Annotated in this window: 24 protein-coding genes; 8 read left to right on the top strand and 16 right to left on the bottom strand. The window is 67.8% G+C overall.

From position 1 onward, the window contains the following. Window positions 1-29: 29 nt before the first annotated feature. The 7 genes from WKI94_RS06180 to WKI94_RS06150 are packed head-to-tail and all read right to left on the bottom strand — an operon-like array spanning window position 30 to window position 7,131. A complete protein-coding gene (locus WKI94_RS06180) occupies window positions 30-1,199 on the bottom strand; it encodes an MFS transporter (RefSeq protein ID WP_337844896.1) in 1,170 nt (389 codons plus the stop codon). 10 nt (window positions 1,200-1,209) lie between these two features. Continuing rightward, window positions 1,210-2,025, bottom strand: coding sequence for a phosphate ABC transporter ATP-binding protein PstB (gene pstB, locus WKI94_RS06175; protein ID WP_337844895.1), 816 nt, complete (start codon window positions 2,023-2,025; stop codon window positions 1,210-1,212). Beyond that, window positions 2,019-3,206, bottom strand: a complete 1,188-nt coding sequence (gene pstA, locus WKI94_RS06170; RefSeq protein ID WP_337844894.1) for a phosphate ABC transporter permease PstA — start codon at window positions 3,204-3,206, stop codon at window positions 2,019-2,021. The genes pstB and pstA overlap by 7 nt, the downstream gene beginning before the upstream one ends. Beyond that, the gene (pstC, locus tag WKI94_RS06165) at window positions 3,199-4,101 is read right to left on the bottom strand and encodes a phosphate ABC transporter permease subunit PstC (RefSeq protein WP_337844893.1); all 903 of its coding nucleotides are present in this window, start codon (window positions 4,099-4,101) and stop codon (window positions 3,199-3,201) included. The genes pstA and pstC overlap by 8 nt, the downstream gene beginning before the upstream one ends. Before the next feature lie 57 nt (window positions 4,102-4,158). Then, window positions 4,159-5,130 carry a PstS family phosphate ABC transporter substrate-binding protein gene (locus WKI94_RS06160; protein WP_337844892.1) on the bottom strand — a complete coding sequence of 324 codons (972 nt, stop codon included), beginning with the start codon at window positions 5,128-5,130 and terminating at the stop codon, window positions 4,159-4,161. A gap of 28 nt (window positions 5,131-5,158) precedes the next feature. Next, on the bottom strand, window positions 5,159-6,232 hold the full coding sequence (gene mnmA / locus WKI94_RS06155) for a tRNA 2-thiouridine(34) synthase MnmA (RefSeq protein ID WP_337844904.1): 1,074 nt from the start codon (window positions 6,230-6,232) through the stop codon (window positions 5,159-5,161). 20 nt (window positions 6,233-6,252) lie between these two features. Further along, window positions 6,253-7,131, bottom strand: coding sequence for a DUF1385 domain-containing protein (locus WKI94_RS06150; protein WP_337844891.1), 879 nt, complete (start codon window positions 7,129-7,131; stop codon window positions 6,253-6,255). 36 nt (window positions 7,132-7,167) lie between these two features. Between WKI94_RS06150 and WKI94_RS06145 the strand changes: the two genes are divergently transcribed. Next, on the top strand, window positions 7,168-8,577 hold the full coding sequence (locus WKI94_RS06145) for a leucyl aminopeptidase (protein ID WP_337844890.1): 1,410 nt from the start codon (window positions 7,168-7,170) through the stop codon (window positions 8,575-8,577). A gap of 61 nt (window positions 8,578-8,638) precedes the next feature. Here the strand turns inward: WKI94_RS06145 and WKI94_RS06140 are convergent, their stop codons facing one another. Continuing rightward, window positions 8,639-9,082 carry a Fur family transcriptional regulator gene (locus WKI94_RS06140; RefSeq protein ID WP_337844889.1) on the bottom strand — a complete coding sequence of 148 codons (444 nt, stop codon included), beginning with the start codon at window positions 9,080-9,082 and terminating at the stop codon, window positions 8,639-8,641. Between the two features lie 124 nt (window positions 9,083-9,206). Between WKI94_RS06140 and WKI94_RS06135 the strand changes: the two genes are divergently transcribed. From WKI94_RS06135 to WKI94_RS06115, 5 genes are all read left to right on the top strand, one after another. Next, window positions 9,207-9,470, top strand: coding sequence for a septum formation initiator (locus tag WKI94_RS06135; RefSeq protein WP_337844888.1), 264 nt, complete (start codon window positions 9,207-9,209; stop codon window positions 9,468-9,470). Beyond that, a complete protein-coding gene (locus WKI94_RS06130; protein WP_337844887.1) occupies window positions 9,467-9,721 on the top strand; it encodes a hypothetical protein in 255 nt (84 codons plus the stop codon). Before WKI94_RS06135 ends, WKI94_RS06130 begins: the two co-directional genes overlap by 4 nt. A 91-nt stretch (window positions 9,722-9,812) precedes the next feature. Further along, entirely contained in the window at window positions 9,813-11,243 is a 1,431-nt protein-coding gene (gene rtcB, locus WKI94_RS06125; protein WP_337844886.1) for an RNA ligase RtcB, read from the top strand. 34 nt (window positions 11,244-11,277) lie between these two features. After that, window positions 11,278-12,726, top strand: a complete 1,449-nt coding sequence (locus WKI94_RS06120; protein ID WP_337844885.1) for a phosphodiester glycosidase family protein — start codon at window positions 11,278-11,280, stop codon at window positions 12,724-12,726. Continuing rightward, the gene (locus tag WKI94_RS06115) at window positions 12,726-13,661 is read left to right on the top strand and encodes a hypothetical protein (RefSeq protein ID WP_337844884.1); all 936 of its coding nucleotides are present in this window, start codon (window positions 12,726-12,728) and stop codon (window positions 13,659-13,661) included. Before WKI94_RS06120 ends, WKI94_RS06115 begins: the two co-directional genes overlap by 1 nt. On the opposite strand, the gene WKI94_RS06110 is transcribed toward WKI94_RS06115, so the two are convergent. From WKI94_RS06110 to ispF, 4 genes are all read right to left on the bottom strand, one after another. Beyond that, entirely contained in the window at window positions 13,639-13,962 is a 324-nt protein-coding gene (locus WKI94_RS06110; protein ID WP_337844883.1) for a NifB/NifX family molybdenum-iron cluster-binding protein, read from the bottom strand. The two genes, WKI94_RS06115 and WKI94_RS06110, sit on opposite strands and share 23 nt — an antisense overlap. Window positions 13,963-13,971: 9 nt before the next feature. After that, window positions 13,972-14,454 (bottom strand): cyclic pyranopterin monophosphate synthase MoaC, encoded by a 483-nt coding sequence (moaC, locus tag WKI94_RS06105; RefSeq protein ID WP_337844882.1) that lies wholly within the window; start codon window positions 14,452-14,454, stop codon window positions 13,972-13,974. 65 nt (window positions 14,455-14,519) lie between these two features. After that, window positions 14,520-15,116 (bottom strand): trimeric intracellular cation channel family protein, encoded by a 597-nt coding sequence (locus tag WKI94_RS06100; RefSeq protein WP_337844881.1) that lies wholly within the window; start codon window positions 15,114-15,116, stop codon window positions 14,520-14,522. Next, complete coding sequence (gene ispF, locus WKI94_RS06095) at window positions 15,109-15,567, bottom strand: 2-C-methyl-D-erythritol 2,4-cyclodiphosphate synthase (RefSeq protein ID WP_337844880.1); 459 nt, start codon at window positions 15,565-15,567, stop codon at window positions 15,109-15,111. Before ispF ends, WKI94_RS06100 begins: the two co-directional genes overlap by 8 nt. A 16-nt stretch (window positions 15,568-15,583) precedes the next feature. Between ispF and WKI94_RS06090 the strand changes: the two genes are divergently transcribed. Further along, complete coding sequence (locus tag WKI94_RS06090; protein WP_337844879.1) at window positions 15,584-16,135, top strand: HD domain-containing protein; 552 nt, start codon at window positions 15,584-15,586, stop codon at window positions 16,133-16,135. A gap of 42 nt (window positions 16,136-16,177) precedes the next feature. Then, the gene (locus tag WKI94_RS06085) at window positions 16,178-16,498 is read left to right on the top strand and encodes an FUN14 domain-containing protein (protein ID WP_337844878.1); all 321 of its coding nucleotides are present in this window, start codon (window positions 16,178-16,180) and stop codon (window positions 16,496-16,498) included. On the opposite strand, the gene WKI94_RS06080 is transcribed toward WKI94_RS06085, so the two are convergent. Genes WKI94_RS06080 through WKI94_RS06065 form a run of 4 tightly spaced genes read right to left on the bottom strand, consistent with a single transcriptional unit; the run spans window position 16,485 to window position 19,790 of the window. Then, the gene (locus tag WKI94_RS06080; protein ID WP_337844877.1) at window positions 16,485-17,558 is read right to left on the bottom strand and encodes a YbfB/YjiJ family MFS transporter; all 1,074 of its coding nucleotides are present in this window, start codon (window positions 17,556-17,558) and stop codon (window positions 16,485-16,487) included. The genes WKI94_RS06085 and WKI94_RS06080 overlap by 14 nt on opposite strands. Further along, on the bottom strand, window positions 17,548-18,300 hold the full coding sequence (locus tag WKI94_RS06075; RefSeq protein WP_337844876.1) for an ABC transporter permease: 753 nt from the start codon (window positions 18,298-18,300) through the stop codon (window positions 17,548-17,550). Before WKI94_RS06075 ends, WKI94_RS06080 begins: the two co-directional genes overlap by 11 nt. Further along, window positions 18,293-19,198 (bottom strand): ABC transporter ATP-binding protein, encoded by a 906-nt coding sequence (locus WKI94_RS06070; RefSeq protein ID WP_337844875.1) that lies wholly within the window; start codon window positions 19,196-19,198, stop codon window positions 18,293-18,295. The genes WKI94_RS06075 and WKI94_RS06070 overlap by 8 nt, the downstream gene beginning before the upstream one ends. A 4-nt stretch (window positions 19,199-19,202) precedes the next feature. Further along, on the bottom strand, window positions 19,203-19,790 hold the full coding sequence (locus tag WKI94_RS06065; RefSeq protein ID WP_337844874.1) for an MBL fold metallo-hydrolase: 588 nt from the start codon (window positions 19,788-19,790) through the stop codon (window positions 19,203-19,205). Between the last annotated feature and the right edge of the window lie 161 nt (window positions 19,791-19,951).

The following is a 19,951-nucleotide window of genomic DNA, read 5'->3' as shown; positions in this document are numbered from 1 at the left end:
CCGCTGAAGCGAAAGCTTCGGCGGGGTACTTAGAGCCGCCCATTGAGGCCTCTCAAGCCCAAAAGGGCCAGCAGGAGGAGGAAGGCCCCAAGGAGGTAAGGCCCTTCCGGGGCCAGCCGGTAGAGCCCTGTACCGATAAGGGGCCCAAGCATCCGCCCAAGGGCCTGGGCGGCGCTGCTCAGCCCCGCCACTGCCCCCTGCTCCTCCTCCCCCACGGCCAGGGAAAGGGCGGCGGTGACCCCCGGGGCGGCCAGGGCCTGCCCCGCCCCCTGGAGGACCAGGCCCAGGGTGAGAGCCCAGAACCCCTGCCCGAAGGCCAGGACCAGGAAGCCGAGTAGGCCCACGGGCAGGCCCAAAAGGAGGAGGCGCCTAGGGGGTGGGCGCAGGGCCCGCACCAGGAAGCCCTGGATAAAGACCGCCACCAGCCCGTAGAAGAAGAGGGCAAGCCCCACCCGTTGCGCGGTCTTTAGGACGTCCAGGCCCAGCCGGTCCTGGAAGAGGAAGGCCACCGTTTGCTCCAGGGCCACGCTGGAGAGGTTCAGGGCGAAGCCCAGGAGCAGGAGGGGGAAGATGCGCGGGTCCCAGGGGGAAAGCCGGCCGCTTGGGGCCCCTTCCCGGCCGCCGCGGGACTCCGGCAGGGCGAGGTGGACGAAGAGGGCGTTCAAGAGGGCGAGCCCCGCGGAGAAGAACACCGGGGCGAGGAGGCCGAAAAGAGAGGCCAGCCCCGCCCCCAAGGCCGGCCCCACGATGATCCCAAGCCCAAAAGCCGCTCCCAGAAGGGCCATCCCCGCGGTGCGCTCCTCCCTTCCCGTGACGTCCGCCACGTAGGCCTGGGCGGTGGGCAGGGTGGCGGTGGAGAAGGCGCCCCCGAGGAGCCGGGCGAGGAGGAGGGCCAGGAAGAGCGCCCACCCCGTGAGCGCTCCCTTGAGGCCGAGGAGGGCGAAAAGGCCGAAAAGGAAAAAGCTTGCGGTAAACCCCAGGATGCCGAGGAGGAGGACGGGCTTTCGCCCCCTTTCGCTCCGCCGGCCCCAGTAGGGGGCCAGGAGGAACTGCATGAGGGCGTAGGCCGTGGAGAAAGCCCCTACCTGGGGCTCGGTAAGCCCTAGGGACCGGCCCAAGGGGCCCAGGATGGGGAAGAGGATGGAGAGGCCAAGAATGCTGTTGAAGAGGGTGAGAAAAAGAAGGAAAAGGGATGGCATGCCCTAAAGTCTAGCCGAACCGCCCCGTGATGTAGGCCTCTGTATAGGGGTGCTTGGGCTTGGTGAAGACCTCCTCCGTGGGGCCCTCCTCCACCAGGACCCCGAGGTGCATGAAGAGGGTCCGGTCGGAGACTCGGGCTGCCTGTTGCATGTTGTGGGTGACCATGACCACGGTGTAGCGGTTCTTGAGTTCTAGGATCAGGTCCTCTATGGCCTGGGTGGCGATGGGGTCCAGGGCGCTGGTGGGTTCGTCCATGAGGAGAAGAGGGGGTTCCACGGCGATGGCCCGGGCGATGCAAAGCCGCTGCTGCTGGCCTCCCGAAAGCCTCAGACCGCTTTCCTTCTTGAAGCGGTCCTTCACCTCCTCCCATAGGGCGGCCCGCTTCAGGGCCTCCACCACCCGGTCCTCCAGCTCGCTCCCCCTCACCCCAAGGAGCCTAAGCCCAAAGGCCACGTTCTCAAAGATGGTCTTGGGGAAGGGGTTGGGCTTCTGGAAAACCATGCCGATGTGCCGCCTCACGGCCACCGGGTCCACCCGGGGATCGTAGATGTTCACCCCCTCGTAGAGGACCTCCCCCTCCACCCGCACCCCCGGTACCAGGTCGTTCATGCGGTTGAGGGAGCGCAGCAGGGTGCTCTTGCCGCACCCCGAGGGGCCGATGATGGCCGTCACCTGGTTTTTGGGAAAGCGCACGCTAATCCCATACAGGGCCTGCTTGCTCCCGTACCAGAGGCTCAGGTTCCGCACGTCCACCAGGGCCTCAGCCGCGGAGATGGGCGCGGTGCGCACCGTCTCGTGCCCTTTTAGCATCTCCAGGTTCACCATTCCCTCCTAAACCGGTTCCTAAGGTAAAGGGCGGCCAGGTAGAGGACGGAAAGCACCATGAGCATCACCAGGATGCCCGCCGCGGCCACCCGGGCGAACTCGGGCTGGTTCTGGCTGATCCAGAGGTAGATCTGCACCGGGATCACCGTGTACTCCGAAAGGGGTCCCGAAGGGATGAAGGTCACATAGGCCGAAGCTCCCACCAAAAGAAGGGGGGCGGCCTCCCCGATGAGCCGGGCGGCGGAGAGGATGACCCCGGTCACCATCCCGGGCAGGGCTGCGGGCACCACGGTGCGGAAGACCACCTGGCGCTGGGTGGCCCCCAGGGCGAAGGCCGCTTGGCGAATGGAGTCCGGCACGCTCCTTAGGGCCTCCCGGGCGGTGACCACGATGACCGGGATGCCCAAGAGGGCCAGGGTGAGGCTTGCCGCCAGCACCGTGGGGCCAAGGCCGAAGCCCCGCACAAAGAGGGCCAGGCCCAATAGGCCGTAGACGATGGAGGGCACGCCGGCCAGGTTCCGGAGGTTGACCTCGAGGATGCGGCTTAGGTACCCCTGGCGCAGGTACTCCTCCAGGAGGATGGCCGTGCCTATCCCCACGGGGATGGCGATGAGGAGGGCCAGGCCCAAGACCCAAAGGGTCCCCGCGATGGCCGGGGCGATCCCCGCGAGGAGGGGGTTCCGGGAGGGGTAGCGGGTAAGGAAGGAGGCGTCCAACCAGAGGTTCAGGACAAGCCCTTCCCCTTCCCCCAAGGAGGCCTTGAGCTCCTCCCAGCGCCCTAGGCCCTGGAGGAGGCTAAAGTCCTTTACCCCCTCATCGTAGAGGTTGGTGAGGACCAGGCGGAAGGGCCCCTCGTGGGTTAGGGGCATGAGCTCCACCCGGTTCTGGAGCCAGAGGGCCCGGCGCTCCGCGGGATCCTGGAGGAGGGACTGGACCTCCTCTTCCAGGTAGCCCTCGCTCAGGAGACGATCCTTCACCATGGTCTCCCAGGGGGTGCCGAAGGGGTAGGTGCGTCCTGCCCCCTCCCCGCCCACCACCTGGACGGAGGCGCTCCGGTAGAGGGTGTCCCCCAGGAGGGTGGCAAGGAGCAGGAGGGCCAGGAGGAGGGGGAGGATCAAGGCCCGGGCGAAGACCCGGTCTATGCGCGCTTTCCAGGGGTCTTGGTTGAACGCCCTATTCATACCGCTCCCGATACCGCTCCACCACGTACTGGGCCAGGACGTTGAGGAGAAGGGTGAGGAGGAAGAGGGTGAACCCCACGGCGAAAAGGGCTAAGGAGGCGGTGGAACCCGCGGGCTGGTCCCCCGTGGCCGCCTGTACGATGTAGCTGGTCATGGTGGCGATGGTCTCCCGGGGGTCCAGGGTGAGGGTGGGCCGCTGCCCCGCGGCGATGGCCACGATCATGGTTTCCCCCACCGCCCGGCTGGTGGCCAGGATGATGGCCGCCACGATCCCCGAGATGGCCGCGGGGAAGACCACCTTTAGGGCCACCTCGTAGGGCCTGGCTCCGAGGGCGTAGGCCGCTTCCCGCATGGCCCGGGGCACGGCCTGCATGGCGTCCGCGGCCACGTTGGATACGTAGGGGACGATGGCAAACCCCATCACCAGCCCGGCGGAGAGCGGGTTAAAGAGGTTAAGGCCGGGGACGATCCGCTGGAGGAGGGGGGTTACGAAGAGGAGGGCAAAGTAGCCGAAGACCACCGTCGGGATGCCGCCGAAGAGCTCCAGGACCCCCATGATCCGGTTCCGTATCCCCGGGGTGGCGTACTCCGAGATGTAGATGGCGAGGAGGAGGCCCAGGGGCACCGCCACCAAAAGGGCGATGGCCGTGACCAGGAAGGTGCCCGCCAGCAGGGGGGCGATGCCGTAGCGGGGCTCGGCGAAGAGAGGGGCCCACTCGGGGGCAAAGAGAAACTCCCTTAGGGGCACCCGGCGGAGGAACTCCCCCATGTCCATAAGGAGGGTTACCACCACGCCCAAGGTGGTGAGGAGGGTGACGGAGGAAAGGAGGAGGAGGAGGGCGTAGGTGAGGACCTCCTTGGGGTTTTGCGAGGGCTTCTGGCGAAGAAGGTCCATGCCTCTGTCCATTCTAAAGGGGTGGGGGGTGCCCCCCACCCCGCCTCGAGGCCCGGTCTACCTGAGCTCCTTCTTCAGCTCCTCCACGAACTTGGAAAGCGGGGTGGCGGGCGGCAGGTCCATGAAGAAGCTCCCGGCCTTGCGCCGCTTCACCAGCTCCTGGCCGATGCGGTAGGCCTCCGCGGGGAGCTCAATGTAGCCGGTGCTGCGGATGGCCCGGCGGGCCTGGGGGGAGAGGTAGAAGTTCACGAAGTCCTGGACCTCCTTGCGCTCCAGGCTCTTCAGGTTCACGTAGATGAAAAGGGGCCGGGAAAGGGGCTGGTAGGTGCCGTTTAGAACGTTCTCCCGGGTGGGGAGGACGCAGCCTTTGCCGTTGTCCACCGCCAGGGCCTTCACCTTATCCTTGTTTTCCTCGTAGTAGGCCACCCCCAGGAAGCCGAGGGCGTAGCGGTTCCCCGCCACCCCGCGAATGGTGACGTTGTCGTCCTCCGTGGGTTGGTAGTCCTTACGGATGGCCCCTACCTTGCCCATGATGGCCTCGGTGAAGTAGTCAAAGGTGCCGGAGTCCGTGCCCGCCCCGAAGAGCTGGATGCGCTCGTTGGGCCAGCTTGGGCGCACGTCCCGCCAGGTGCGCACCCGGCTGTTGGGCTCCCAGATGGCCTTGATCTCGCCCGTCTTCAGGCAGGTGGCCCAGGTGTTCTGGGGGTGGACGATGAGGGTGAGGGCATCGTAGGCCACAGGGAGCTCCACGAAGCGGACCCCGTTTTTCTCGCACGCCTCCAGTTCCTCCTTCTTGATGGGGCGGCTAGCATCTTGAATGTCCGTCTCCCCCCGGCAGAACTTCTTGAACCCGCCCCCCGTGCCCGAGAAGGCCACGGTGACCTTCACGCCGGGGTTCCTGGCGGTGAACTCCTCCGCCACCGCCTGGGTGATGGGGTAGACGGTGGAGGAGCCGTCCGCCCGGATCTGCTGGGCCAAGACCGTTCCAAAGGCCGCCACCAAGACCACGCCGAGCGCTTTCCTGATCATCCTCATCAAACCTCCCATCCCCACTCTCTCAGGCCCTTGTCAGGAGAAGGTCAAGCCCCGCCAGGTTGTAAAGCCCCCGGCGGATGACCGCCCCCCCAAGGAGCCTTTCCCCCTGGTAGAAGACCGCGCTCTGGCCGGGGGTCACGGCGAAGAGGGGTTTTTCAAAGCGCAGGCGCAAGGGGCTTAAGCGCTCCACCCGGGCCCGCACCGGGGGGGTGCGGTAGCGCACCTGGACCTCCACCTCCTGGGGAAGCCCGGCTAGGAGGTTGGCCCCTTCGGCCTCGAGGCCCTCCCAAAGGGCCGCCTCCCTAGGCCCCACGTAGACCACGTTGGCCTTGGGGTCCACCCCCACCACGTACCGTTCCAGGTGGGTTTTGTAGAGGCCAAGCCCCTTCCTTTGGCCTATGGTGTAGAGGCTGGCCCCCTGGTGCTCCCCCACCACCTCCCCCGTGAGGGCGTCCACGATGGGGCCGGGCCGGGCCTTTAGCCGTTCCCGCAAAAACCCCTTAAGGTCCCCCGCCACGAAACAGAGGTTCTGGCTTTCGGGCTTTTTGGCCGTGGGCAGGCCCGCCCTTTGGGCGATGGCCCGCACCTCGGCCTTGGTGAGGTGGCCTACGGGGAAGAGGAGGTGGGGGAGGGCCTCCTTGGGGGTGCCCCAGAGGAAGTAGCTCTGGTCCTTCGCGGGGTCCAGGCCCCGGAGGAGGGCCTCCCCCTCCCGGCGCACGTAGTGGCCGGTGGCCACATAGTCCAGGCCGAGCCGTTTGGCGTGCTGGAGGAGGGCCCCGAACTTCACGTCGGTGTTGCAGAAGACGCAAGGGTTCGGGGTTCTCCCCTCGGCGTAGCCTTGGAGGAAGGGGCCGATGATCCGCTCCTCAAAGACCTCCCGGTAGTCCAGGAGGTAAAAGGGGATGTCCAGCATCTCCGCCACCCGCCTGGCCTCGTAGGCCGCCTCGGGGGTGCAGCAGCTCTCCCAGGCCCCCTCCTCCACTTCCGTGTGGAACTCCTTCCAGTCGGGCCAGAAGCGCATCATGGCCCCCACCACTTCGTAACCCGCCTCCTTGAGAAGGAAGGCGGCCACGGAGGAGTCCACCCCCCCGGACATGGCCACCAGGACGCTGGGCTTCACGCCACCACCTCTCGCTTAAGGGCAGCCTCGGTACTCCTTATGGCCACCTCCACCATGTCGGGGGTGGGCTCAGCCACGGTAAGAGCCTGGAAGCGGAAGCCTAAGGCCCTTAGGGCCTTGGAAAAGGGGTCGTTGTGCCGGGCAGAGAAGTGGAGGAGCTCAAAGGCCAGGGCGGCCACCAAGGGCAGGAAGAGAACCCGGGCGAAAAGCCGCCACCACAGGACCTCGGGGGCGGGGATGAGGCTGTAGACCAAGACGGAGACCAGGACCACGAAGACCAGAAAGGTGGTCCCGCACCGGGGATGGAAGCGGGGCTGGGCTAGGACGTTTTCCACCGTGAGGGGAAGCCCCTTCTCGTAGGCGTGGATGGCCTTGTGCTCTGCCCCGTGGTACATGAAGAAGCGGCGGATCTCCGGCAGGCGGCCGATGAAGAGGAGGTAGCCCACCAAAAGGCCCACCTTGATCCCCCCCGCCAGGAGGTTGTGGAGGATGGGATGGCGGGCTGGGTCTATGAAAAGCCCCGCAAGCCCCCCGGGCAGGACGATGAAAAGCCCCACCCCTAGGAGAAGGCTCACCGCCACCGTGGCCCAAAGCGCCCCCTTGGGGACCTCTTCCTCGCCCAGAAGCTCCGCGCTCCGCATAAGCGCCCGGTAGCTCACGGAAAGGGCATCCCACAGGGCCACCACCCCGCGGAGGAAGGGGAGGCGGGCCCAAGGGTAGCGCTGGCTTAAGGCGGGCTCCTCGTGGCGCTCCACGTGGATCTCCCCGTTCTTGAGGCGTACGGCCAGGGCCCAGGCCCAGGGGGCCTTCATCATGACCCCCTCCATGGCCGCAGCCCCGCCCAAGGCGGCTTGGGAAAGAAGAGTCCGAAGCATCCTTCCTATTTTGGCACACCGTGGTATAACCCAAGCGTGCTTGCGCTAAGGCGAACCGAAGCAGGGGTTCTGGAGGCCAAGGCGCCCTTGAAAGTGGTCTTCGTCGGCCCAGAGGGCCTTTTGGGGAGCGGGAAGGCCTTGGACGAGGCCCTGGGGGGGCTTTTGGGCAGGGCGGTGCGGGAAGCGGGGCTCAAGGGGGAGGCCGGGGAGAGCCTCCTCCTAGCCCTTTCCGAGGGGCACGTCCTCCTCTTTGGCACGGGCCAGGAGGGGGATGGCCGGGTCCTTGGGGGGCGGCTGGCCCAGGCCCTCTTGAAGACGGGCTTCCGGGAGGCTGTGGCCGAGCCCTATGGGGAGGCCTACCCCTTCGTGGAGGGCCTTCTCCTGGGGAGCTACCGCTTTGACCGCTACAAGGAACGGGAGGAGAGGGGTCTCACCCTGGCCCTTTCCGGGGTGGAGGAAGGGGTGCTGGAGCGGGCCCAGAAGGTGGCCCAGGGGGTGGCTTGGGCCCGGGACCTGGTGAACGAGCCCCCCAACGTCCTCACCCCCAGCGCCCTGGCGGAGGCTGCCTTGGGCCTTGGGGCCCATGGGGTGGAGGTGGGGGTCCTGGACGAGGAGGCCATCCGGGCCCTGGGGATGGGGGCCTTCCTGGCGGTGGCCCAGGGATCGGACCAGCCGCCCCGCTTCATCCACCTCCGCTACCGTCCGGCAGGGGCCCGGGTGCGGCTGGACCTGGTGGGCAAGGGGATCACCTTTGACTCCGGGGGGTACTCCCTGAAGCCCACGGAGAGCATGGCCACCATGAAGGGGGATATGGCGGGGGCGGCGGCCGTGCTCGGGGCCTTCCTTGCCGCGGCGGCCCTCGGCCTGCCCGTGGAGCTTCGGGGTTACATCGCCGCCTGCGAGAACCTGGTTTCGGGCCATGCGTATAAGCTTGGGGACATCCTAAAGACCCTTTCCGGCAAGACCGTGGAGGTCATGAACACCGACGCTGAGGGGCGCCTCACCCTGGCGGACGCCCTGGCCTACGCCCAAAAGGAGGGGGCGGAGCGCATCCTAGCGCTTTCCACCCTCACGGGGGCGGCCGTGGTGGCCCTAGGGGAGGAGGTGGCGGCCCTCTTCGCCACGGAGGAGGGCTTTGGCCAAGAGGTGCAGGAGGCGGCAAGGCGGGCCGGGGAGAAGGTCTGGCCCCTGCCCCTGGAGGGGAGCTACCGGGAGAAGTTGAAAAGCCCTGTGGCCGACCTGAAGAACGTGGGGGACCGCTATGGCGGGGCCATCGTGGCCGCGCTTTTTCTGGCGGAGTTTGTGAAGGTGCCCCTGGTCCACCTGGACATCGCCGGCCCGGCCTTCGCCCGCAAGGCCCACGCCCTGGGGCCTGAAGGGGGGACGGGCTTTGGGGTACGCACCATCCTGGCCTTGGCCGAGGCCCTGGCCCGGGAGGGGGCATAGGCGCCTCAGCTCCGGTAAAAGGGGAAAGGCCCCCAGAGGGGGCCTTTCCCCTAAGGGGCCCTTAGGCCTTGCAGTTGGGGCACTTCCCCCTGAACTCCACCCGGGCCGTTTGGAGGTCCCAGCCGGAGCGCTCGGCTGCGGCCTTTAGGGCGGGCTCCAGGTCCAGCTCGGGGAGGTTCTTGAGGAGGAGGTCCTCCACCTTTCCGCACTCCTGGCACGCCAGGTGGACGTGGGGCTCGTTGTAGCCGTCGTAGCGGGTGTTGCCCTTGGGGTCCTTGAACTCGTAGATGAGGCCGTGCTCCCTGAGGACGTGGAGGTTCAGGTAGACGGTGGAGAGGCCGATGTCGTACCCCCGCTTCTTCAGGCCCTGGTAGAGCTCCTCCGGGGTGGGGTGGACGTTCTTGCGATCTAGGAAGCTCAGGATGCGCTCCCGAGGTAGGGTGTGCCGGAGGCCCACCGCCTTTAGCCGCGCCCGGTAGTTTTCCTTTTCCCTAGTCCTTGGCATGGCTCCTCCTTCCTTACGATTCCAGTATACACCCACCCTGTGCAAATGCAACACCTCCCAGGGAACCTCCCTTTAAAAGCCCCACCCTCCCCCTCCTCAGGGGCCCTGGTATAATGGAGCCACTTTGGACCGGCCCATCCACCGCCTCCTCCACCTGGTCTTCGCCCTAGGGCTTGCCCATGCCCTCTTCCTCCTCCTTCAGGAGGGGGTGCGGGCTTACGCCTTGGCCCAGGAGGCCAGGCGGTTGGAGGGGGAGGTTGCCCTCCTTGAGGCCCGGGTGGCCCGGCTTAGGCTGGAGGCCGAGGCCATGAAAGATCCCCTTTCCCTCGAGGCCTTAGCCCGCAGGGCGGGGTGGGTGGGGAAGGAGGAGGAGCTTAGGCGACGATGAGGGAAGACCTGACCTACCTGATGGAGGACGAGGCCCTGACGGACGGCCTCACGGACGAGGAGGCCCAGGCCCTCCTTTCTTGGCTTAGGGACTTGGCGGAGGAGGTGGACCCGAGCCACCTGGCCCACCTCCGCCGCCTCGGGCATGAGGTGGCGCGCCTGGCCCGGGACTACGGGGTCCCGGTGGAGGACCTCATCGGGCTTTTGGAGCTGGCCTGGGAGGCCCCTGAACCCCCGGGCCTCCAGGCCTGATGCGTATACCCTTGACGCATAGCGCATAAGGCAGTATTCTGAAGATAAGGCCGGGCAGAAAAGCCCGGTGGTTTTGTTTTGGGAGGGCGCCATGGTCTTCCACAAGGTGGGCCCCTACACCTACCGCATCCCCCGGCAGGGGAAGATGCGGGTGGACGCGGTCTTCTTCGCCTCGGAGGAGATCCTGAAGGACTTGGAAGGGGAGGGGTACGCTTCTTTGCAGCAGCTCATGAACGTGGCCACCCTGCCCGGCATCGTGGAGCCCGCCCTGGCCATGCCGGATATCCACTGGGGCTACGGCTTCCCCATCGGGGGGGTGGCGGCCTTTGACCCCGAGGCGGGCGGGGTGGTGAGCCCGGGAGGCGTAGGCTTTGACGTCAACTGCGGCGTACGCCTCCTCACCTCCCACCTTACCCTGGAGGACCTCCTCCCCCGGCAGCGGGAGCTGGCCGATGCCCTCTACCGTCTGGTCCCCTCGGGGGTGGGGAGCGAGCGGAAGGACGTGCGCTTCTCCAAGCGGGAGCTTGGGGAGATCCTGAAGGAGGGGGCGGGGTTTCTGGTCCGAAGAGGCTTCGGCTACCCGGAGGACCTGCGCTTCATTGAGTCCGAGGGCTGTCTTCCCTGGGCCAACCCGGACAAGGTTTCGGAGCGGGCCTTTGAGCGGGGGGCTCCCCAGATCGGCACCCTGGGAAGCGGGAACCACTTCCTCGAGGTCCAGTACGTGGACGAGATCTACGACCTCGAGGCCGCCGAGGCCTTCGGGCTTTTCCGTGGCCAGGTCACAGTGCTCATCCACACCGGCAGCCGCGGCCTCGGCCACCAGGTCTGCCAGGACTACGTGGAGCGCTTCCTGAAGGCGGCCCCCCGCTACGGGATTGAGCTTGTGGACAAGCAGCTGGCCGCGGCCCCCATATGGAGCCCCGAGGGGGAGGCCTACCTACAGGCCATGGCCGCCGCGGCCAACTTTGCCTTCGCCAACCGCCAACTCATCGCCCACTTCGTGCGGGAGGCCTTTGAGGCCGTGGGATTTGCCCCCAGGGACCACGGCCTACGGGTCCTCTACGACCTCGCCCACAACAACGCCAAGTTTGAGGAGCACCTTGGCCGCCGGGTCCTGGTCCACCGCAAGGGGGCCACCCGGGCCTTTGGGCCAGGGCATCCGGAGATCCCGGAGGAGTACCGGAAGGTGGGCCAACCCGTGCTGGTGCCGGGGGACATGGGGCGCTACTCCTACGTCCTGGCGGGTACGGAGGAGGCCATGGCGGTCTCTTTCGGTAGCAGCTGCCACGGGGCGGGGCGGAAGATGAGCCGCCACCAGGCCAAGAAGGCCGCCCGCGAGCGCAACCTGGTGAGGGAGCTTGCCGAAAGGGGCATCCTGGTGCGGGCCGCCACCCGGGCTACGGTGGACGAGGAGATGCCCGAGGCCTACAAGGACGTCTCCCTGGTGGTGGAGGCGGTGGAGGGGGCGGGGATCGGAAAGAAGGTGGCCCGCCTCAGACCCCTTATCGTGGTCAAGGGGTAAGCCGGTTCTCATCCTTTGGCCCTCTAATGGGGGGATGAGGCGCCTTGGCCTTCTCCTCTTCCTAGGTCTAACCCTGGCCCAAAGCCTCCCCGCGGAAACCTTCGGCCTCCAGTTCCGCGAGGAGGGGGGGGCCTGGGTGTACGAGGGGCAGGGGGTGCGGCTGGTCTACGTCCCGGGGGTGGGCTGGGCAGAGCCCCCTTTGGACCTTTCGGCCCCGGAAAGGGAGAGGCTCTCCTTGGAGGCCTTAAAGGCCCTAGGCTACTTCCGCGTGCCCGAGGCCGGGGTGCGCACCGGTCTTCAGGGCCGGGGCTTTCGCATTGTTCTGGACCTCCCCGGCCCCTTTGGGGGAGAAGGGTCCAAGGGCTGGGACCGGACCCGCTTCCTCCTTCCCTACCTGGCCCCGGGGCTTCTTGCCCTAAAGCCCCCAGCGGGCCTGGCCCTGAAGGTGCGGCTCCTCCCGGGGGGAACGGAGCTATCCGTGGAGGCTAAGGGGCGGCTTTACCACCGCCTCTTCTCCCTGGAAGACCCCCCGCGCCTGGTGCTGGACCTCTACCCCTTACCCCCGGAGGTGGAGGAGCCCCTGGCCCCGGGGGTGCGCTACCGGGAGGTCTGGGCCTTTGCCCCGGAGCCCTTAAGGCTCTACCTGGTGGAGGCGGAAAGGGGCCAACTCCTCCCCGTGGGGGCCCCCCTGAGGCGGGCCCTTCCCAAGGACCTGGCCCCCGGGGCCTTGGCGGTGCTCAACGGGGGCTACTTTGACCCCAAGACCGGTGTCCCCATCGGCCTTTGGGTTCAGGATGGGGTTACGGTGAGTTTCCCCTTTGGCCGCACCGCCCTTCTCTGGAACGGGTGGGACTTCTTCCTGGCTAGGCCCCGCTTTGAAGCGGTGGTGGCGGGCCCCAGGGGGGAGAGGGTGCGGGTGGGCCTGAACGCCCTCCCCGCCCGCTACACCGCCTACACCGTACCCGGCCCTGTGGGCCGGGTGGGGGAGGAGGTGGCCCTGGTACGGGGGGACCGGGTGGAGGGGATTTTCCCCGCCCCCTGGGAGCTATCCGAAGGGGCCTGGGCCCTGGCCTTCCCCCAGGGGGCACCCCCCTTCCCCTTGGAGAAAGGGGACCGGCTCAGCCTCTACGGTCGGCTGGACCTCCCCTTCCGCTACGCCCTCGAGGCCGGCCCCCTCCTTCTCCAGGAGGGGCGGTACGCCTTCCGGCCCGAAGAGGAAAACTTCAAGGACCCAAGGCCCCTCCGGGCCATAGCCCCCCAGGCGGCGGTGGCCTGGACCAGGGAGGGGCGGCTTTGGCTCCTTGTCTCCGAGGCCACCACCCCCGACCGCCTGGCCCAGGCCCTATTGGACCTCGGGGCCTGGAACGCCCTCCGGATGGACGGGGGGGGCTCGGCCCAGCTTTGGGTGAGGGGGAGGCTTAGGAGCCCCTACACGGGCACCCCCCGGCCGGTGGTGAGCGCCTTGGCCCTCTACGCCCCATAATGGGGGTAGTGGAGCCCGGCTTCCACCTGCGCTACGCCCACCGCCTGGCCTGGCGGTACCGCCTTCTTTGTGCCCTTTTCCTGGCCCTTCTGGGCCTCCTCCACCCCCTTCTCGCCCTCCTCTCCCCCCTGGCCCTCCTCCTCCCCGCCCGGCTTTGGGAAGGGGAGGCCCTAAGGGCCATTGCCCGGGTGAGCCTGGCCTACCCCACCGCCCTCCGCTACGGGGAAGAACGGCTTTGGCGGGAGGCCCGCAAGGTGGCGGTGCCCCTTCCCCCTTTCCCCTACGCCCTCCTCCTCCTTTACCTCCTCGCCCTCCTCCTGGCTCTCGGCAAGCCCTGGGCTCCAGGGGAAGGGGGGGTGCCCTTCCTCCCCCAGGTGGAGCAGGGGCCGGGGGAGGGGCAGGCCGCGGGCCAAGCCCAGGGGAACGGGGCCGGGCGGATGGGGGAGCAGGCGGCCCCGGGCGCCTCCCCCCAAGGGGAAGGGGCGGCCTCGAGGCCCCCGGAGGGAACGGGGGGCGAGGGTTCAGGCGAGGGGAAGGCCCTAAGGGCCCCAGGCAAGCCCCAGGCCCCTCCTTCGGAAGGGCGCCAAGAGGGGGCTAGGGGGCAAGGAGGCCCAGGCCAGGCCCTGGAGGCCCCTTCCAAAGCGGAGGGGGGGACGGAAGGAGCCTCGCCCACCCCGGGGGAAGGCCCGGCCCGTAGGGGCCTGGGCGGGGCCGCCCCGGAGCTTGGGGAAGGCCAAGCCCTGGAGGCCACCCCAAAAGGCCCGGGCATGGGCCTCCTCTCCCCAGGCGAAGAGCCTGGGGATGCCCCCCTACCCAGCCCCTGGCCGGAGGAGGCCCCTCCCGAGCGGGTGCAGCGGGGGGTGGAGGTCTACCTGGAAAGGACCCCCCTCCCCCCGGAGGCCCGGGAGCTCCTCAGGCGGTATTTCGGGCCATGAGGAGGGCCAGGGCCTCCTCGAGGCCCACCGCGGGCACCTCCACCCGGCCCGCCACGGGGAAGGACCCAAGCCCGCTTCCATGCCCGAACCGGGCCCCCACCCTGAGGTCCACGTCCTGAAGGAGGGCCCGCATCTTCTCGTGCTTTCCTTCCCCGTGCAGGGCCGCGTAGGGGTTCGGGCGGATTTCCACAAGCCGGGCCCCTCCTTCCCCCACCTCGCAGATGGCGAACCTGGGGGCGTGGCCGAAGGGGCCGGGGTACACGCGATCTTCCCCCTTGGCCAAGGCGATGGCGATGCGCATGAGCCTATCTTACCCCCCCTCCCTATCCCGGCGCCAGGGGCCGCTCTTGCCCCCCGTCTTCTCCAAAAGCTGGACCTTGGAGATGACGAGCCCTTTAGAGGCCGCCTTCAGCATGTCGTACACCGTGAGGGCGGCCACCGCGCAGGCGGTGAGGGCCTCCATCTCCACCCCCGTCTCCGCCTTGGTGCGCACCGTGGCCTCTATGCGCACCCGCCGGGCCTCCTTCTCCAGGGAAAGCCGCACCTCTATCCCCGTAAGGGGCAGGGGGTGGCAGAGGGGGATGAGGTCCGCGGTTTTCTTGGCCCCCATGATCCCGGCAAGCTCCGCCACCTGCAGGGGGTCCCCCTTGCCCACGCCCCCCTTCTCAAGGGCCAAAAGGGCTTCTTCCGTGAGCTCCACGTAGGCCTCCGCGGTGGCGGTGCGGAAGGTCTTCTCCTTTTCCGTCACGTCCACCATGTGGGGGCGGCCGTCCTTAAAGTGGGTGAGCTCCATGCCTCGAGTCTACCCCCTTTCCCAGGGTGCGCCCGGGCTTTGGGGCTGAAGCCTCGGTGGGGTGCTCAGCGGGGGGTGGGAAGGCTCAGGCCGAGCCTCCGCCCAAAGACCCTAAGGAGGAAGGTGGCGAGGGCCCCTAGCACCAAGGCTCCCTCAGGGAAGAGGCTATGGAGGGTGTAGACCAAAAGGGCCCCCAGGAAGGCCGCGGAGGCGTAGAGGTCCCCCGCCCGGTAGAGGATGCCCGGCACCTCCCCCGAAAGCACGTCCCGAAGCACCCCACCCCCTACCCCGGAAAGGGCCCCGGCGATGCCCACCCCCAGGGGGCCAAGCCCCAGGGAAATGGCCTTTTCCGCACCAAGGGCGGCGAAAAGGCCAAGGCCCAGGGTGTCCAGGTAGTAGAGAAGGCGGGAAAGCCGCTGCACCTTGGGGTGGAAGCGGAAGACGAGAAGCCCCACCAGGAGGGTGGCAAGCAGAAGGCCCTCGTCCCTTAGAGCAGAAGGGGGTAGGACACCCACCAACACGTCCCGGATGGACCCGCCCCCCACCGCGGTCACCAGGGCCAGGACCAGGACCCCAAGCAGGTCAAACCCCTTTTCCACCCCCTTCAGGGCTCCTGCGGCGGCGAAGACCAGGGTGCCGAGCCAGAGGAGGAGGTCAATCATGGAGGAGGACCACCGCCCGGGCCTGGACGTGGCCTGGGGCCAGCCCCTCTGAGGTCTTGAAGGTGAGGCCGATCCGGTCCTTAGGAAGGCCAAGGAGGCGGGCCAGGTTCTCCCTGAAGGCCTCCCGGAAGGGCCCAAGTTTCGGCCGGTCCAGAATCACGGCCACGCTCACCTGGAGAAGCCTTCCCCCTAGGGCCTCCACCCGCCCCAAGGCCTCCTTCAGGAAGACCTCGCTCCTCGCGCCCTGCCAGTGGGGGTCGGTGTCGGGGAAGAGGAAACCGATGTCTCCTAGGGCGTAGGCGGAAAGGAGGGCATCCGTGAGGGCGTGGAGGGGGGCGTCCCCATCGGAGTGGGCCAGGGCCCCCACGGGGCTTGGGACCTCGAGGCCAAAGAGGTAAAGGGGCCTTCCCTCCACGAGGCGGTGGCTGTCCTCTCCGTAGCCCAGGCGCATGGCTATACTTTAGGGCATGCCGAGCTTTAAGGAGGCCTTGGCCCTCATGGAGGCCTGGACGGAAAGCGAGTCCCTAAGGCGGCACATGCGGGCGGTGGAGGTGGCCATGCGAGCCTACGCCCGCCGTTTTGGGGAGGACGAGGAGCTTTGGGCGATGGCGGGAGTCCTCCACGACATGGACTACGAGAAGTACCCTACGGAGCACCCCTACCGGGGGGTGGAGGAGCTTAGGCGCCTGGGCTACCCCGAGGAGGTCCTGGAGGCCATCCTGGCCCATGCCAGCTACACTGGGGTGCCCCGGAGGACCCTGATGAGCAAGGCCCTCTTCGCGGTGGACGAGCTGACAGGCCTCATCACCGCCGCGGTCTACGTGCGCCCGGACCGGTCCATCCTGGGCCTCGAGGTCCCAAGCCTCAAGAAGAAGTTTAAGGACAAGGCCTTCGCCAAAGGGGTGAACCGGGAGGAGATCCGGGAGGGGGCGGAGGCCCTGGGCCTTTCCCTGGACGAGCACCTGGCCTTCGTCCTGGAGGCCATGAAGCGGGAGGCGGACCTCCTCGGCCTCAAGTAGCCCCCTTGCGGAAGGGGTGCGCCCCTGGCTAGGGTGGGGGGGATGAACCTCCCCGACCTCACCCCCTACCTGGGGCAGATCACCTTCGGGGGCCTGGCGGGCTACGCCGTGGGCTACGCCCTGAAGAAGATCGGCCGCCTCCTCGCCATCGGCCTGGGCCTCCTCTTCATCACCCTCCAGCTCCTTGCCCAGGCGGGCTACATCCAGGTGGACTGGACCCGCATCCAAAAGGACGTGGAGCCCCTCCTGGACCAGCCTGGCCTGAAGAGCCTTTGGGAGGGGCTCCTTTCCACCCTCACCTACAACCTCCCCTTCGGGGCCAGCTTCGTGGGGGGGCTCCTCTTGGGCCTCAGGGCCGGGTAGGGGCCCGGGTGGGAAGGAGGGCCAGAAAGAGGAGGGCAGAGGCCGCCCAAAGCGCCCCTTCCGCCCTTCCCAAGGCCTCGGCAAAGAGGCCGGTGGCCGTGGGACCTATGGCCTGGCCCAGGGCGAAGGCCGCGGTGGAAAGCCCCATGGCCCGGGGCCAGGCGGAAGGGGGCAGGAGGGCGCGGAAGGCCTGGGTGAGGGCGGTGATCACGCCCAGGAAGGAAAGTCCGAAGAGGAAGGCGCTCAGGGCGGGGAAGCCCTTGGCCAGGGGCGGGAGGCTGGCCAGGAAGAGCACCAGAAGGACGTGAAAAAGTCCCCGCCAGCCCCCCACCCGCTCCACCCAAGGGCCCCACACGAACCCCGTGAGGAGAGCCCCTAGGCCGAGGAGGGTGAAGAGGAGCCCCCCCTGGCCCAAGGCAGCCGCCACGAAGGTCATGTACCCGATGTACCCCGCCCCGTAAAGCCCGTAGGCCAGGAGGAGGAGGCCGATGGGGCCAAGCCCCCCTTCCCCGCGGGCGGGCGGGGGCGGCTCCCTCAGGGCGGGGAGGGCGAGGAGGCTGGGTAGGGAAAGGAGGAAGGCCACAAGCCCAAGCCGCCCCCAGGCTTCCAGGGGCGAGAGGCCTTCCCTTAGGGCCAGGGGGCTCAGGAGAAGGCCCAGGCCCACCCCGCCGTAGTAGAGCCCTAGGACCGGGCTCGAGCCCCCTGAGGCCATGAGGAGGGCCGCTCCGCCCACAAAGACCAAAGCCCCCAAAAAGCCCTGCAGGAGGCGAAGGGCAAAGGCCAGGGGAAAGCCAAGGGCTCCGGTGAGGCTTAGGGCCAGAGCCTGAAGGAAAAGGGCCAGGAAAAACCCCCGCCGGTAGCCCAGACGCAGGAGGAGGTGGTGGCTGGAGAGGGCCCCTAAGAGGTAGCCCAGGGTGTTGGCGCTTCCGAGAAGCCCTTCCTGGGCGTAGGAAAGCCCCCAGGCCCCCTGCATCAAGGGAAGGACCAGGGCGTAGGCGAACCGGCCCACCCCCAGGGCCGAGGCGGGCCCCAAAAGGAGGTAAAGCCCCCTAGTAGCCATGGAGGAGCCCCCGGGCCTTGGCCAACCGGACCGCCCAGTTGAAGACCCAAAGCCCCACGAGGAAGTAGCCCAAGCCGTTGGCCCAGGCCAGAAGCAGGGGCCCAGTTCCCAGGGGGCTTCCCTGGGCCATCATCTCCCGGGCCGAAGCGGCGCCCGGGGCCAGGGGCAGAAGGGTCCAGACCCCCTCTCCCGGGGCCTGCAGGGGGATGAGGAGGAGGAACTGGGAAAGGCCCAAGAGCTGGCCGATGCGTTTGAAGAGGAGGGCTAAACTTCCCATGAGGAGCCCAAGGCCGTAGCCCCCAAGGAGGACCGCCAGGGCGGGTAGGAAAACCGCGGGGCTGAAGTCCAGCTGGGCTCCCGTGAGCGCGGCGAGGATGAAGCCTAGGACGAGGACGAAGATCCCCTGGTTGAAAAGGTCGGCCAGCTGGCGCAGGAGGAGGAGCCGGGTGGGCCCGTAGGGGGTGAGGAAGAGCTGCTCCAGGGTGCCCGTGCGCGCTTCCTCCATGAGAAAGAAGCTCAGGCCGTTGTAGGCGGAGAGGGTGAAGGTCCAGAGCAGGTACCCCACCAGAACCCCTTCCAGCCTGTCCCCAAACTCCACCCCCGGTCCGGTCAGGAGCCTGGCCCCGGCGAAGAGGAGGTAGAAGATGAGGCTTAGGGTGACGAGCCCCCCGACGAACTCCAGGGGGTAGCGGCGGAACTGCAAGAAACTCCGGTAAAGTTCGGCCAAAAAGAGGTCAACCACGCCCCACCACCTCCAGGAAGACCTCCAGAAGCCCGGTCTCCGCCCGGGCCACCCGTTTGAGGGGGTGGGGCTTCAGGGCCTCGAGGACCCCCCAAAGCCCTATCGCATCCCCCCGGTAGAGGAAAGGCCCTTCCCCTTCCACCCCAAGGGCCCTGAGCCGGGCCAGCACCTCTTGCGGCAGGGGGCCTTCCGGCTCTATCACGTAGTGGTCCCCGGCAAAGCGCCGGAGGATTTCCTCCTTTTCCCCCTCCAGGACCAGGGCCCCCTTATGGATGATGGCCACCCGGTGGGCCAAGGCCTCCGCCACCTCCAGCTGGTGGGTGGTAAGGAGGATGGCCTTGCCCCCCTGGGCTAGGGCGCGGATCTTCTCCTGAACGAGGAGGGCCGTTTCCACGTCCAGGCCCAGGGTGGGCTCGTCCAAGAGGAGCACCTCTGGGTCATGCACCAGGGCCTGGAGAAGGGCCAGCTTCTGCTGCATTCCCCGGGAAAGGTGGCGTACCTCCACATGGGCCTTCTCCAAAAGGCCGTACTCCTCCAGGAGGGCCAGGGCCCGCCGCTGGGCGGCCCTAAGCCGTAGGCCCCGGGCCACCCCGAAATAGATCAGGTTTTCCAGGGGGGTCATGCGCCAGTAGGTGTTGCGGTTTCCTTCCAGCACCGCCCCTAGATGACGGAGAGCCCAGGGGTTTTGGAAAGGGTCCTTTCCCATAAGCCGCACCTCCCCTCGGTCGGGAAGGAGGAGGCTTGCGGCCATCTTCACCGTGGTGGTCTTACCCGCCCCGTTGGGGCCCAGGAAGGCCAGGACCTCCCCAGGCCTCAAGGCCAGGCTCACCCCCCGGACCGCCTCTAGACCTCCGAAACGCTTCCAGAGGCCTTGGGCCACCAGGTAGGGGGTTTCCATGCGCCTAGTCTAAGGGACGGACGGGGCCGTGCGCGGGGTAGATCCAGCGGGCCCCTTTCCGTCGCAGAAGGGCCCAGCTGGCTAGGGCTTTGGGGTTGTCCCAGGCGCCTTCTTCTCTGGGGAGGTCTCCCGTAAAGGCCCGGCCATCGTCCAGAAGAAGGCTTACGCAGTGGTCCGTGTGGCCTGGGGTGGGGAGGATCTCCCCTGGAATGCCGATGGAGGCTAAGAACCCGCGGCTTTCTGTAAAGCTTAGCCGGAAGGTGCCCTCGAGGGTGATGGGCAGGTAGCGCTCGTGGGGCTTGACCCATTGGCCCATCTGGCCCAGGGCTTCCTCCTGGCCCTCTAGGACAAGCAGGGCCATGCCTTCCCGTTTGAGCTCTTCAGCCAGCCCCGCGTGGTCTGGGTGGTAGTGGGTGGCGAAGCCGTAGCGCACCTCCCCCAAGGCAACCCCTGCCCGGCAGAGGGCCATCTTTAGGGCCCCCAGGGTGCCTGGCCACCCTAGGTCCACCAGCAGGCGCTTGGGTCCTGATCCCACGAGCCAATAGTGGGTGGAGCGGTAGCCCACGTCCAGAACAGGTATCACCCAAACCACCCCACTGAAAGCGTATACCGGGGCCTTACCCCCCTGTGCTCGGACAAACACATGTGAGACTGCCCCAACTAAAATGTGGGGACCACTCCAACATGAAGGAGGTCCCCACGAATGCAGCTTACCACCATCGGCCAGGAGATGTGGAAGGGAGCCCGGCTGGC

The sequence above is a fragment of the Thermus sp. genome (genome assembly GCF_037444525.1).
Classification (GTDB): domain Bacteria; phylum Deinococcota; class Deinococci; order Deinococcales; family Thermaceae; genus Thermus.
The sequence above is the reverse complement of the archived record's forward strand: the minus strand, read 5'-3'. Positions and strand labels throughout refer to the sequence as shown.

Bases quoted from the DNA above. Each gene is read 5' to 3' on its own strand.
- rtcB (WP_337844886.1), top strand. From the start codon at position 9,813: ATGGTCTTCCACAAGGTGGGCCCCTACACCTACCGCATCCCCCGGCAG.
- pstA (WP_337844894.1), bottom strand. From the start codon at position 3,206: ATGAATAGGGCGTTCAACCAAGACCCCTGGAAAGCGCGCATAGACCGG.
- WKI94_RS06100 (WP_337844881.1), bottom strand. From the start codon at position 15,116: ATGATTGACCTCCTCCTCTGGCTCGGCACCCTGGTCTTCGCCGCCGCA.
- WKI94_RS06070 (WP_337844875.1), bottom strand. From the start codon at position 19,198: ATGGAAACCCCCTACCTGGTGGCCCAAGGCCTCTGGAAGCGTTTCGGA.
- pstC (WP_337844893.1), bottom strand. From the start codon at position 4,101: ATGGACCTTCTTCGCCAGAAGCCCTCGCAAAACCCCAAGGAGGTCCTC.
- mnmA (WP_337844904.1), bottom strand. From the start codon at position 6,232: ATGTCCGGGGGGGTGGACTCCTCCGTGGCCGCCTTCCTTCTCAAGGAG.
- WKI94_RS06150 (WP_337844891.1), bottom strand. From the start codon at position 7,131: ATGCTTCGGACTCTTCTTTCCCAAGCCGCCTTGGGCGGGGCTGCGGCC.
- WKI94_RS06140 (WP_337844889.1), bottom strand. From the start codon at position 9,082: ATGCCAAGGACTAGGGAAAAGGAAAACTACCGGGCGCGGCTAAAGGCG.
- WKI94_RS06130 (WP_337844887.1), top strand. From the start codon at position 9,467: ATGAGGGAAGACCTGACCTACCTGATGGAGGACGAGGCCCTGACGGAC.
- ispF (WP_337844880.1), bottom strand. From the start codon at position 15,567: ATGCGCCTGGGCTACGGAGAGGACAGCCACCGCCTCGTGGAGGGAAGG.
- WKI94_RS06180 (WP_337844896.1), bottom strand. From the start codon at position 1,199: ATGCCATCCCTTTTCCTTCTTTTTCTCACCCTCTTCAACAGCATTCTT.
- WKI94_RS06085 (WP_337844878.1), top strand. From the start codon at position 16,178: ATGAACCTCCCCGACCTCACCCCCTACCTGGGGCAGATCACCTTCGGG.
- WKI94_RS06090 (WP_337844879.1), top strand. From the start codon at position 15,584: ATGCCGAGCTTTAAGGAGGCCTTGGCCCTCATGGAGGCCTGGACGGAA.
- WKI94_RS06110 (WP_337844883.1), bottom strand. From the start codon at position 13,962: ATGCGCATCGCCATCGCCTTGGCCAAGGGGGAAGATCGCGTGTACCCC.
- WKI94_RS06080 (WP_337844877.1), bottom strand. From the start codon at position 17,558: ATGGCTACTAGGGGGCTTTACCTCCTTTTGGGGCCCGCCTCGGCCCTG.
- WKI94_RS06160 (WP_337844892.1), bottom strand. From the start codon at position 5,130: ATGATCAGGAAAGCGCTCGGCGTGGTCTTGGTGGCGGCCTTTGGAACG.
- WKI94_RS06120 (WP_337844885.1), top strand. From the start codon at position 11,278: ATGAGGCGCCTTGGCCTTCTCCTCTTCCTAGGTCTAACCCTGGCCCAA.
- pstB (WP_337844895.1), bottom strand. From the start codon at position 2,025: ATGGTGAACCTGGAGATGCTAAAAGGGCACGAGACGGTGCGCACCGCG.
- WKI94_RS06115 (WP_337844884.1), top strand. From the start codon at position 12,726: ATGGGGGTAGTGGAGCCCGGCTTCCACCTGCGCTACGCCCACCGCCTG.
- moaC (WP_337844882.1), bottom strand. From the start codon at position 14,454: ATGGAGCTCACCCACTTTAAGGACGGCCGCCCCCACATGGTGGACGTG.